Below are 12,379 nucleotides of genomic sequence, written 5' to 3' on the forward strand. Positions count from 1 at the left end.
ATCGTTCTCCAGCGTCAGTTCCCCGATCTTGGCGTGCAGCGTTTTCACGTCCACCGCGGGCTCGCTCGTTCTGTTGCCACCGCCAGGACCAAATACCTCGGCCGCCGCTTCCTGAAGCTGGGACTTCCACTGCGTGATCTGGTTCGGGTGCACGTCGAAATGCTCAGCCAACTGGGCCAGCGTCATCTCGCCCTTGATCGCCGCTAACGCCACCTTGGCCTTGAATGCCGGTGCGTGCTGCCGGCGGGCTCGTCTGCTCATCGTCTCTCCTGATTCGCGGGAAAATCTTGCCCGCCGTCAGGCACAAACTCCACTTATCGCCCTGTCCAGATTTCCGGAGCCAGCTCTGAGCGCCTGTAGAGCGTCGGGAGCCGATGCGTCATCTCCGATGCTTCCGCAATGGTGATCTCCTCCCCCGAAACTTCTTTGTATATGCGTCGAAACTCTTCGAGCCGCTCGGGCGCTACCTGGTGACCGGTGATGTGCATGATCGGATCCCACGAAACGCGCTTGCGAGCCATAGACCCGGGATTGTGCCTCTGATGGTTCGTTTGCGCACGCTTGCACTCAGTGTGATCTGTTCGCCGTCAGGGCCTGTGAGACAAACAGGTCCTGACGGCGAACACAGTTCCGCCCCGCCCGATCTCGAGTATCTAGCGAGCGATACGCGCGCGATCGCTATGACCGCCACTACGCGCCAAGCACTGCCGCGGTGCAGACATGCACGTCAACCCAGCCGGGTGCGAGATTCTCATCCATCGCTTTAAGCGCCCTCCATCGAAGATACATGTCCTTTACTGCTTCCAGGGGAGACCATTTTTGACGCGGGAGTTCGAGCCCGAACAGACCACTTGTTTCCCCAGTAAAGCGGGCTTCGTGGTAGCTTCCTTCGGAAGGAGGGTTTGGCACGTGCGTGAAAGGGTGCATCCATTGGTTGACGATCTGACCGCGATTGTATCCGGCTTCGGCCAGCGTCTCGATATCGACTTCGCTGTTCACCTCCAGCGACACAAATACGGGACGCCGATAATCTTTTGCTAGTTGATCGCGGAAGATTACGTCTGCTCCTTCCAGATCACATTTGATGTAATAGGGGGTCCCGTATTGGTCGAGGAGTTCATGCAGATCGGTAGTGGGGACAATGATCTCCATCGACTGGTACTCCCCTTTTTCAGCGGCTAATTTGGTAAGGCTGCCCCAATCGTCCTTCTCTGGGACGCTATAGAATGAGGCCAGCTCACCTGCGCGATCCGACAGCGCCTTGTTGACAGCCGTAAACCTTTCTTCAAAGCGAGAAAGTCGCTCACGTGTAGCATTGCAGATGGACGGTACCGCCTCCAGACCGATGACGCGAAATCCTTTCGAGAGGTAGAATTCAGAATCAAGCCCTCGGTGGAGCCCCAGGTCGAAAATTAGATCGCGCTGAGGCTGCTCCCGGCAACTGGCAGATTTCAAGATTAAAGCCCCTCTAGTTACAAATGTTTCGACGCGTGACAGCGTCTGCGGTCGAATACAGCAATTCGCGTGTGGAGAGATCCTATGTATCATTACAAGCTGATCAAGCGCAACCGAGGCGAGACCGTGATCCAGATTATCTTTGAGCGGGACGGCGGTGTGCGGTGCCCGGCGGGATCTGCAAAAGCCGGAGGCGGCTTCTCAATGAGGACGTCATGTGCTTGCGCGAGACGCGGCCAAGCTCAGCCGCGCGTTCTTCCATGGCTTGGGATACGTTCCCCAAATGGTCGGACAGGTTTCGATCGCGGCGGTGACGCGGAGTGGTCTGAACGCGTCAGCATGTAGAGCAACACGGGGAGCAGTAGGAGGAGGCTTCAGTCGACCTTGACGAAGGGAGGGCGAGACGTTGTGGCCCGTTGTTTCTCTTGCATGCTCACACCGGCCGCGAGCCTACTCCCAGGACATACATCCATCCCTCATGAAAATCGAATAGATGCGAATTGAGAAGGGAGCTGGTCATATTCTGGATTACGACAAGTAGTCCGAGCCAGCTCGCGAATCCGCCTCCGCGAAATAGCAGGAGATGGGAGATCCACATCGCATAGAGTGCAACAATCCCGATGATGCCCCATTGAACCGCAACGTTGAGGGTCTGGTTGTGCGGGTTCTTGGTCACTTGGGCGGCCAACCCGGTCTTGCCGACGGCATCGCGCTCAAACAATGCCTGTGCGGAGCCAGTCCCATTGCCGAAGATGGGGGCTTCAGCGAAGAATTTCAGCGACTTTTCCCAATATTCGAGCCGCTGCCCAGTCGAGCGGACAATATCCTGCTTCGAGGACTGATATTCGATCCAGAGATCCGCGACGCGGGCGCGCAAATAGCCAGACGTGAACCAGACCGCGACGGCAACCACAACACAGGCACTAAAAAGCAGCGTCGATCGGCGGCGGTTGAGATACCTTGTTGCGAAGACGATGAGCAGCACCGGAAGATAGACGATTGCTGCGCGCGCCGACACGACGAACGCCATGTTCGCGAAGAAGGCTACTATCAGTGCGGCGCACGCCGTAGCAGCCCAGTAATCGCCCCGCCGACAGAACGAAATAGTCCAGGGCGCGAGCGCGACCATGCACAGTACGAACTCCTGACTTTGATCGATATAGTTCTTAACCGGGACTCCCGCACTCAAAGTGGTTGTCAGCTTCAGTTCGGGCTTAAACAGAACAATCCACGACAGCCCCATGACTAGCGCACAAGATAGAACGAACGAGATGAAGATCCAGCTACCGCGCGGCGACCGCTCAAAATGGTAGATCAGAAATGGAAGCGCCAGCAACTTAGCGAGAGGCTTGATGCCTATAAACTTTGCATGCCAGGAAACATCGGCCCAAAGAGTCCCGACTAGCGCGATTAGGACCATCGCGAGCGGCAGCAAGCAAAACGGCCGGGTGACGAGATGGAGGAATGGACGGAAATCGGCCGACGAGGTCAGCGGGATCAAAGAGATCAACCACAGCAACAGAAAGATAGTAAATCCGGTCGTCGACCACGGCAACATCACCGCGGACAGAACCGCGAGGACATCGGCGTACAAAAATCGTGCTCGTGGTTCGGACCAGGAGCCAACTGTGAAAAATTTGGAAACCGTTGATCTGGTGGTTGTGAGCTCGATCATGTCCGAATACCGCGGCGGGGCGGACCGAAAGCGAAATCAATGGGCCTGATGCCGGTTCGAGGCTCTTGACGTGAGCGCGCCTCAAAATCGACCTAGTCGGCGAGTGAGGCGCTCTGTTCGCGCGGATTTGCTGATTCGATTAGAGCCTTTAGTCCTTGCTCATAACTGCAAAGCATCTTGCGCGCGTCGAGATTCCGCTCGGCGCTGCGCCGAGCGGCCTCCTTCATTCGTTGAAGTACTTCCCGATCGAGAGCAAGCTTCGTTAGCCTGTCTACAAACTCATCGAGCATGCGCGGCTGACAAAGAAATCCGTTCACGCCATCACGGACGAGTTCAGGTAAGCCCCCTACGGAAGACGCAATGACCGGAACGCCCAGTGCGAGCGCCTCCAGGACGACAACCGGTCTGCCGTCGAGCCGAGAAGGCAGGACAAGCACATCATACGATGAGACCCAGGGGCGGACATCTTCAACGTCGCCGATAAGATGAAAACGATTGCCGAGGTCTGCCGACGCGACTGCGCTCTCGATCTCCGGCCGAAGCGCTCCGGCTCCGGTCATTACAAACAAAATCGGTAAATGTAATGACTTACGAGCAATTTCAATGAAAGCCAGAGGGTCTTTCTCCTCGGACCAGCGGCCCGAAAAGCCGACGATGAGTTCGTCCGGCGTTGCATTCAAATGATCGATCACAGAGCCGTCTCGGGGGCGCGGCAGATAATCGTGCAGATCAATCCCGCTGGCGATTAGCCGGACGCGGTCTTGCGACTCTCCTGCCTCGAGGAGGAACTGCAAGACCTCCTTGTTCTCAACGAAATTGACGTCGATTAGATGAGCGTATTTTCTGTTGTTTTTGGTGTGACCAACCGTATTGAACAGCAAGTCTGCCACTCTGACCTTCGGGAATGCAGCGCGGATCGAAGGTAGTAGACTGTACATGAAGGCGCTTCCTGCGATCCAGACAACGTCAGTCTCGCGGGAGAGGATCAGGTAGTTCACGAAATCCGGCCACCGATCCGCGGCAAGGAACCGGGGCAAGTGGAAGATTTCGGCGGTGGCTTGTCCGAACCAACCCGTGGAATCCCCATGTTCGCGTCCAGCCTCGATTGAGGTGATGACCGTTACGCGCCATCCTTGTTTGGTGAGATGGGCGACAATGCCGCTAAGCAAACGCTCCGCTCCTCCTATTAGCGTAAACGGAAGCGCGAGCAGGATCGCTGGGGCTGCTCTAGCTTTCGAAGCGCGTCTCAGAAAGTTGGTAGCAGCATTCTCCGGACGTCTACCTGCCGCTGCAGCAAGACGCGAAGTGCGAAGCGCGGCGGGCGTCACGAGGTCTCCCAGCGCCTGCCGAATCAACTTGCGATGAACTGACATGCCGTGCAGGTCGGTCTGGGTGCTCAGGCTAGGGCCGTGGCGCCGATACAGGAAGAGGTGATCGTTCGCCATGTTATGGATGCGCGCGCCCATCGCTGAGAGCTGGGACCAGAACAGCCAATCCTCATAGACATGTCCGGTGACGGTGCGGTCGGTGTCGCGATAGCCGCCGGCCTTTTCCCAGAGGCTTCGGCGAAAAACCGCACATGTCAGAACATGGTTCCCTTCGAGCATGTCCGCCAGCACAGGCTCGCCAAGAATGCCAACCTTCTCGTCAGAGCTTCCGAACTGCTGCATGGCGCTGGAGACGATGTCGTATCCATAGGTCTCGAGCAGGAACACCGCCTTTTCGATATATGTCGGTTTGAGCAAATCATCGGCATCGAGGCAGCAGATGTATTTTCCGCGCGCCTTGCTGATGCCGAAATTTCGATTCGCGCCTACTTGATGAGGCTCCGTCTGAACAACGACCTTTGTCTTGGGCCGCGTCAGGGCTAATGTCTGCTCTCGGGAAGCCGGATGGGTTGAGCCGCCCTCGACAACAATTACTTCCAGATCGTCAAAAGTTTGCGCCAGAACTGAGTCGACTGCTTCGGCAACGAAATGACCGTAGTTGAATGATACGATAACGACCGAGACGAGCGGTCGCTCGCGCGGCCATGCTGCGGCTTCGTTCGATGTCGGCTCGACAGGCTCACAAAGACCCGTTCGCTGGTCGAAGACCAGCCTTGGCAGCTGGATTTGAGCTGCGGCCGACTCCTCTTCGCGTAGCCTTCGCCGATTGGCGATCGTTTCGCCCAACCTTTGTTGAAACTCAAAGTTTAAGGTCCATTTTACCAGCTTGAGCGCTTGGCGTGTTATCCGAGCCAGCTGAGGAACTCTATGCCCCGCCCGCCGCAATATCGACGTTGATCTCCAGATCGTACTGCGGAGAATGAGGTCCATCTCGGACCCCAGCGCCGATACCTGATCAGTCAGGGCTCTAACGCTCTCTTTCAGGTTTGCCACTTCTAGCTCTCTTGAAATCGTTTCAGCTTGAGCGGCTCGTTCGCGTTCTGCATAGTGGGCCTCCAAGAGTGAGACGTGACTGGAGAGGCGTGCTCGATCGGCTGTAATGGCGATATTGCTATCCGTAGCGCGCGCGAGTTTATGGGAGAGCGCATTGATATGGATGGCCAGTTCCCGCAGTTTCAACTTTGTATCCTGCTCTAACTGGGAATACGCGACCGCTGCCTGATCGAGCTCGCCGGTCAGAAATGTTATGCGCGCTTCTAGGGCTCGGACTCAATTGATCCAATAGGCAGCGATGGCGGCGAGATGGATGGCAGCCAAGAAGTTCCTGGCTAGTTTGTCGTAGCGAGTTGCGACACGCCTGAAATCCTTGAGGCGGCAGAAACAGCGCTCGATGACGTTGCGCCCCTTGTAGGCGCGTTTGCTGAAGCTGTGGAGAGTGACCCTGTTGGATTTGTTTGGAATGACAGGCTTGGCACCACGATCGACGATTTCGGCTCGAAAGCCGTCGCCGTCGTACCCTTTGTCGCCAATGAGGGCAGACATGGGTGGCGCGAGTTCCAAAAGGGCTGGCGCTGCGGCAATATCAGCGTCCTGGCCTGGAGTGAGATGAAATGCGCAAGGTCTGCAGTCAGGGTCGCTCAGCGCGTGGATTTTCGTGGTCCGCCCGCCGCGCGAGCGGCCGATCGCTTGTTCATGCTCCCCCCTTTTCCGCCGCTCGCCGAGCGATGCGCTTTGATCGTGGTGGAGTCGATGGACAAAGTCACGCCGTCTTTGCCGCAGCGGGCGAGCGCTTCAAAGATCGCCCGCCAATGTCCGCGCTTGGCCCAGCGATTGAAACGATTGTAGATCGTCGTGTACGGACCATAGTCGGGCGGGCAATCGCGCCAGCGTGCGCCGCACTGAAGCATGTGAATGATACCGCTGATGACGCGTCGATCGTCATCGCGCACCGGTCCGGTCTGGTTCGTTGGCAGATGCGGCTCTATCAGAGCCCATTGCTTGTCGTTGAGCCAGAACAGTCCCTTGCGCATCGAAGTCCCCCGCGTGGAATCAACCCGCTGCGAGGGAATCACAGTTCGCTAATTAGGTACAGACCCTAGTCCCTTGGACTTCTTCTCGCTTTGGAGCGTGAGTTTTGCATAACTCTCGGTCTCCTGCTTGAGCTGACTCGAGATCTGTTCAATTTGTGCTTCCAGCGCTTCGGAGTGCGCTTTGCTCTCGCGGGCCAGCGCCGCATAGTTTGCGGTCTCCCGCCTGAGCTGCTCGGAGTGCTCCTTTATTTGCGCTTGCAACGCTTCGGAGTGGGCGTTGCTCTCACGCGACAGCACGGCATAGTTGTTCGCCTCCTGGTTGAGTTGGTTGGAGAGCCTTTCTATCCGTTCTTGCAACATATCCAAGTTTGCGGTGCTGGTGCGCAGCAGCACCGCATAGTTGGCGGCCTCCTCCTTGAGGTGATCGGAAAGTTCGCTTATCTGCGCTTCCATTGCCTCAGACGTAGCTTTGCTCTCGTTCGCTAACGCCGAGTACTTGGCCGTGATAGCAGCGCATTCGGTACGCGCGGCGGTCAATCTCCGCAGATCACTGGTCCAGAGCTGCGCAATTCGACTCAACAGGGGGACGTCAAGGGGCGACTGCGATAGATCGGGCAAGCCCGCAACTAGATCGGGCGTACTCTGAGCTGCGTGGATTAACATTAACGTTTGCCGTGCAGCGCGCAGCTTGCTCTCCGCAATGCGACCCTCAGTTCCCGTTATGCGGGCAAATAGCTCCTTGATGTCGTCCGCAAGCGAACCGTCCCGGAAAACGATCCCGACAAAGTTCGAGGCGAAATCGCGGATGTAGATCTCGGCTCCAACCAGGTGAAATCCGAGTCCTTCTATTAGGAGACGTAGCGAGTCCCCCGATGGATAGAAGACATGTTCCAAGGAGCTCTCGAACCAAACTCGGTTTTCATGAGTGTCCGAGATGTAGGGCACTTCGAACAACAAGAAGCCGTCCGGCTTGAGCAAGCTTAGCGCAGCCTGAACTCCGCGACGGAAGTCACGTAGGTGCTCGAATACAGCGATGGCGGTTACGCAATCAAATTGAAGCGCATGCGTTTCCGGAATGGCAGGATCTAGCAGGTCCCGACCAAGGATCGTGATATTGGCGTCCGTCGCATGCGCGATCATGCCCTCATTGATTTCTATGCCATAGAGGTCAAAAGTGCTCGGGAGCCTCTTCAGAAGATTGCCGTCGGCACAGCCAATATCGAGAATTGTTCCGCCGTCCTTAAGGCGGCAAACCAGTTCAGCCGCCCACGACAGTCCATGCTCGGCCATCAATTGGTAGTCATTGTAGCCAACGGCGCAATCGACCTGCTGCGAGCCGTAGTATGCATCATCGTAAAATGATCCAAGATCGTCCGGTATCGCTTCTATGACGCCGAGCCCGCATTCGTCGCATCGAAGAACCGCGACATGGTCGGTGCGTGTTGCCATCAGGGTGAACGTCCGTCCCTGACAAGCGTTGCATCCGAAACCTGCTGAAGGGACGTGGAGGTTCATGCAATCACCGTAGCCTTTGACCGAACTATGCCCTGTCTTACGATTTTGATCTCGTGAGCGCCGACCGTTGCTAGCGAGGATCGAGTGCGGCGCTGCGATAGACCGACAAGATCTCGTCGATGGGGCCGATGGCTCTAACGTGCCCGCCGTCCAGCCATACGGCCTTCTCGCACCACGTCCTGCAGATCTGCTCGTTGTGGGAGGCCAGGATGAGAACGCTGGCATTCTCCACGAATGATTTCAGGCGTTGTTCGGCTTTGGCGAGGAAGCCGGCGTCTCCGGCAAGAATCCATTCGTCCATCAGAAGGATCTCGGGGGCGAAGCACGTGGCCACGGCAAATGTGAGCCGCGTCAGCATGCCGGACGAGTAAGTGCGTGCCGGCAATTCGAGATAGTCGCCGAGTTCAGTGAACTGTCCGATCCTCGGAATCAGTTGGTCGATCTCTTCAGGATCGAGGCCCAACAGAAGTCCACGAAGCTTGATATTGTCGAGCCCGCTCAACTCAGGATCTATCCCAAGTCCAATGTCGAACATCGGCGATATTCGCCCCGAAACGCGGACCGCGCCCGAGGCTGGCTCATGGATTCCTGCCATAACGCGTAGCAACGTCGTCTTGCCGGCTCCGTTGGCGCCCACGAGTGCCACACGGTCGCCGACAGAGAACTTTAGCGATACGTTCCGCAAGGCCTCTACCACCAGCCGGTCATTCGCATCGCTCGCGATCCGTCCGCGCGCTCCTCGATACAGAAGGCCCTTCTTCAGGGATCGCGATCCCCCACTGTAGATCGGAAAAGAGACACTGACGTTATCCAGTGCCAATCGTTCGATAGCTGCGTTCGTCAAAGAGGACATTCTAGACCCAATAGGAGATGCGTTCGCGGAATCTGCCAAAAAACAGCCCGACCACGACAAGATTGATCAGGGTCATCATGATGACCACCACGTAAGTGGCGGCGGTCGGAATGTCGCCTAACAGGGGGTCTCTCACGATTTGGATCAGATGATAGAACGGGTTCCAGTCCACAATGAGCGTGCGATCCTTAAGCTGATCGGACTTCCACATGATTGGTGTGATGAAGAACAGGATTTGGACAAGGGAGCCGATAAGCTGTGGGATGTCCCGAAAGCGTGCTGAAGCCATCCCGATGAACAGGGTTACCAAAGCGCCGTTGATCGTGACGAGTAAGAACCCCGGCACCGCCAGCAGCGCATTGGCGCCTGGCCAGGAGTGGAAGTAGGCCATGACGCCCAGGTAAATGACGAAGTTATGGGCGAAGATGATGACCTTGCTCCAAGTCGCGCGACAAACGTACAACGTGTAGGGCAACTTGATCTGCTTGATGTAGGTCTCCGAGCCAACGAACAACAAGCCGGCTTCGGTCAGGAAGCTGGAGAAATAGCCCCAAACCAGAAAGCCGACACACAGATATGGGAGAAAGTCGTCGATTCGGCTTTGAAAGATCTGCGCGTAGAGAAGCCCGAGAGAAACGATCATAATGGCCATACTGACCGTCAGCCAAAGGGGGCCGAGAACCGAACGGCGGTATCTCTGCATGATGTCATTCCAACCAAGCCGGAGCCAGAGCCGCCGCTGGCGAGCGGCCGATGCCATATCGACGATAGCAAGCGAGGCGCGCGACTTCCGTTCATTTACGGGTACGCCGCTTGGTGCCGTCTGCGGACCGCTCTTGCCAGTTCTCATATCTGTCATACCGAGCGCGTCCTTGCCGGCCCCTCTTGTTCATGGCTGATCGAGCGGCATTGAATTCGTGCCGAAGACGGGCATGCGACCGAGCCGATTGCGTTTGACGGGCAACTTATCTCTCCAGACCGCGGTTCGGGGTGGCATTCATTCGGTTACTCTCCGGATCGGTCAAATGGACTGCAACGTTACGGAGTTGAACGATCAAGAGCCGCCTTAGGTATTTCAAGAACGTCCAAGCGACGAGCGGAGCATACTCCCACGCGCTGATCACGCCCTTTTCCCACAAAGAGAAATGCGTGCGCATTTCGCCCAGCTGCATGGCATGCAACCGGCTGCTTAGCCCCGTTGTGCCGAACGCCGGCTTGTCCGCTCGCGCGAGTGTTTCGTCCATTCTCATGGAGCGGACGCCGGAGAGAACGTGCGCGGCCACGAACCAATAGTCTTCACACGCATAGGTCTGAGGAAAATAGTGCCTGACTTCAGCTCGCCGGATCACGACTGTCGAGATGGGCGCGATGTTGGCGACTAGGATGGCGCACCGCGTAATGCATCGCGTGTTCATAGCCCGATTGAAGGACGACCATGCGGCCCCGGCGAAACCCTTGCGATGGGAGCTAAGGAGCGGTGCTCCCGGAGCCAGCATCAGTTCCATTTGAATCCGCAGCTTTTCTGGATGCCACTCGTCGTCTGCGTCGAGAAATGCCAGAAAAGGCTCCGAGCTTGCCAGGATGCCGGCATTGCGAGCGGCACCAGGACCACGGTTTCGGGGAAGCTTGATCAACTTGATCGGTTGAGCGACATACTCCCTGCAAATCCTGTCAGTGGACTCGTCGCCGCTCGCGTCGTCCACTACGATTACTTCGCGTGGTTGGAGCGTCTGACACGCCACGGAGCGCAAGGCGCGCCGAAGCGCATCGCCGTCGCAGTAAGTGGGAATGATGACGGTGATTGGGGCCGTATTCAAAGCGACACCCGTCCGTTTTCAGCCTGTGCAGCAGCGAGCATCCGGCGCAAGATCGCATCGATGTCAGGAAGCGGAACGGCGATGCCAAGCTGGCTCAGACGACTGGCATCGCCGATAATGATATCGAGGTCGCTTGTGCCGCGTCGCTCTCCCTCAATCGCGTGAGTGATCGGGGCGTCGACGATTTCCATTAGGCGATCGACGAGATGCTGAACGGTGGTGCCGACCCCCGTGCAAACGTTGATGATCTGCCCCACAGCGCGGGGAGTGTCAGCCAGATCAATAAGAGCGCGGGCTGCATTAGCGGCGTCAATAAAATCACGCACGGCATTAAGCGGGCCGGTTCTCAACGTTCGCTCAGAGCGGGACGTCGCCGCGAGTTGGCTCACGAAGCTTCCCAATGCCGTTGAACGGGGCGCTCCGGCGCCAATGGGATTGAAAAGCCTGGCCATGATGACTGGTAACCCACGAGCATGCGCGGCAAGACCGTGATGAGTTTGGGTCAGCTTTGAAATGCCGTAGAGACTCAAGGGCATGCAGGGATCGGTTTCCCGAACGATGCAATCCCTATGTATGGATCGGCCGTACTCCGCAGCGGTTCCCGCCAGAACGATCGTGGGCGGCTGGTCGACGCTCAGTGCCGCCTCAAGAAGATGAATCGCCAGGATGACGTTAGATTGATAGATATCCTCCGGCAGGTCTGAGTGGGTCTGGCCAGCCAGATGGAAAATCATTGAGGGACGCACGCTATCCAAAACGCCGCTCAGGTCATGCCGCGTGGGCGACCTCGGAAGTAAAATCGATCGGTCGTCGACGGAGCCTGGCGATCTGCACAAGCCAACGGCCTTCACGCCCCGCCTTGTCAGCTCGCGCCTGACATAGTGGCCAAGGAACCCGCTCGCTCCGGTGACCAGTGCGACTGTCATCGCTCACTCTGCAAAAACAGTTCCCGCTTTTCTTCAAACAGCTGCTGCGCCGTTGCGTAGTCCTCTGGTCTGCCAATATCGAGCCATAGGCAATCCTGCGATCGGCAGAGGACGAAGTTACCGGCTTCGATCAAAATTTGCATAAGATGCGGCATGTCGAGGTACTTGCCGGGCACCAGATGGGGAGCAACCGAACCGCGGTTGAGGACGTAGAGACCCATGCTGACCAAATGAGAGTAGGTGGGCTTTTCACGATAGCCCGTAAGCCGCATGTTGCCGTCAACCTCAACCAGGCCGAATTCGATTTTCGTGCTTCGTTTGAAAACGGCAATCGACGCGGCGATTGGCTGCTCGCGATGCTCCTGTACCATTTTCGCTATGTTGAAGTTCGTGAGCAAGTCTCCGTTGGCAACAATAAAATCGTCGCTGAGTTTGTCGAGCGCATAGGCTAACGATCCAGCGGTCCCCAACGGCTCGTCTTCCAGTATATAGTCGATCTTCAGGCCAAACTTCGATCCATCCTCGCAAAATGCGCGGATCAGGTGATGCAAGTGATTGACGGAAAGCACCACCTCGTGAATGCCGGCGGCTTTCAATTGTCGGAGCAGGAGCTCAAGTACGGGCAAATCTCCGAGCGGGACAAGCGGCTTCGGAAAGGAGGCCGTGAACGGCTTCAGGCGTGTTCCTTTGCCGCCCGCCATAATCAGGGCTTTGGTCATA

At 57.0% G+C, this 12,379-nt stretch carries 10 protein-coding genes and 1 pseudogene; all 11 read right to left on the reverse strand.

Annotated elements, in window-relative coordinates:
- Window positions 1–261 (reverse strand): annotated as a pseudogene (locus ACNJYB_RS38040) (transposase); the annotation flags it as partial.
- A 429-nt stretch (window positions 262–690) separates the two neighbouring features.
- A complete protein-coding gene (locus tag ACNJYB_RS38045) occupies window positions 691–1,455 on the reverse strand; it encodes an FkbM family methyltransferase (RefSeq protein WP_439371711.1) in 765 nt (254 codons plus the stop codon).
- A 433-nt stretch (window positions 1,456–1,888) separates the two neighbouring features.
- Window positions 1,889–3,049: an O-antigen ligase family protein gene (locus ACNJYB_RS38050; RefSeq protein WP_439371712.1), complete on the reverse strand. Its 1,161-nt coding sequence runs from the start codon at window positions 3,047–3,049 to the stop codon at window positions 1,889–1,891.
- A 173-nt stretch (window positions 3,050–3,222) separates the two neighbouring features.
- Window positions 3,223–5,697 carry a glycosyltransferase gene (locus ACNJYB_RS38055; protein WP_439371713.1) on the reverse strand — a complete coding sequence of 825 codons (2,475 nt, stop codon included), beginning with the start codon at window positions 5,695–5,697 and terminating at the stop codon, window positions 3,223–3,225.
- Between the two features lie 90 nt (window positions 5,698–5,787).
- A protein-coding gene (locus ACNJYB_RS38060; protein WP_439371714.1) for an IS5 family transposase occupies window positions 5,788–6,548 on the reverse strand; the annotation gives its coding sequence in 2 pieces (ribosomal slippage) (window positions 5,788–6,189 and window positions 6,192–6,548; 759 coding nt in all).
- Window positions 6,549–6,596: 48 nt separating this feature from the next.
- A complete protein-coding gene (locus tag ACNJYB_RS38065) occupies window positions 6,597–7,997 on the reverse strand; it encodes a methyltransferase domain-containing protein (protein WP_439371715.1) in 1,401 nt (466 codons plus the stop codon).
- Window positions 7,998–8,133: 136 nt separating this feature from the next.
- On the reverse strand, window positions 8,134–8,907 hold the full coding sequence (locus tag ACNJYB_RS38070) for an ABC transporter ATP-binding protein (RefSeq protein ID WP_439371716.1): 774 nt from the start codon (window positions 8,905–8,907) through the stop codon (window positions 8,134–8,136).
- Between the two features lie 10 nt (window positions 8,908–8,917).
- Entirely contained in the window at window positions 8,918–9,676 is a 759-nt protein-coding gene (locus ACNJYB_RS38075) for an ABC transporter permease (RefSeq protein WP_439375748.1), read from the reverse strand.
- A 205-nt stretch (window positions 9,677–9,881) separates the two neighbouring features.
- A complete protein-coding gene (locus ACNJYB_RS38080) occupies window positions 9,882–10,733 on the reverse strand; it encodes a glycosyltransferase family 2 protein (protein ID WP_439371717.1) in 852 nt (283 codons plus the stop codon).
- Window positions 10,730–11,659 (reverse strand): NAD-dependent epimerase/dehydratase family protein, encoded by a 930-nt coding sequence (locus ACNJYB_RS38085; RefSeq protein WP_439371718.1) that lies wholly within the window; start codon window positions 11,657–11,659, stop codon window positions 10,730–10,732. Before ACNJYB_RS38085 ends, ACNJYB_RS38080 begins: the two co-directional genes overlap by 4 nt.
- Window positions 11,656–12,378 carry a nucleotidyltransferase family protein gene (locus ACNJYB_RS38090; RefSeq protein WP_439371719.1) on the reverse strand — a complete coding sequence of 241 codons (723 nt, stop codon included), beginning with the start codon at window positions 12,376–12,378 and terminating at the stop codon, window positions 11,656–11,658. Before ACNJYB_RS38090 ends, ACNJYB_RS38085 begins: the two co-directional genes overlap by 4 nt.
- Window position 12,379: the final 1 nt, after the last annotated feature.

The organism is Bradyrhizobium sp. SMVTL-02 (genome assembly GCF_051853005.1).
Classification (GTDB): domain Bacteria; phylum Pseudomonadota; class Alphaproteobacteria; order Rhizobiales; family Xanthobacteraceae; genus Bradyrhizobium.

Bases quoted from the DNA above. Each gene is read 5' to 3' on its own strand.
- ACNJYB_RS38065 (WP_439371715.1), bottom strand. From the start codon at position 7,997: ATGGCAACACGCACCGACCATGTCGCGGTTCTTCGATGCGACGAATGC.
- ACNJYB_RS38085 (WP_439371718.1), bottom strand. From the start codon at position 11,659: ATGACAGTCGCACTGGTCACCGGAGCGAGCGGGTTCCTTGGCCACTAT.
- ACNJYB_RS38075 (WP_439375748.1), bottom strand. From the start codon at position 9,676: ATGGCATCGGCCGCTCGCCAGCGGCGGCTCTGGCTCCGGCTTGGTTGG.
- ACNJYB_RS38090 (WP_439371719.1), bottom strand. From the start codon at position 12,378: ATGACCAAAGCCCTGATTATGGCGGGCGGCAAAGGAACACGCCTGAAG.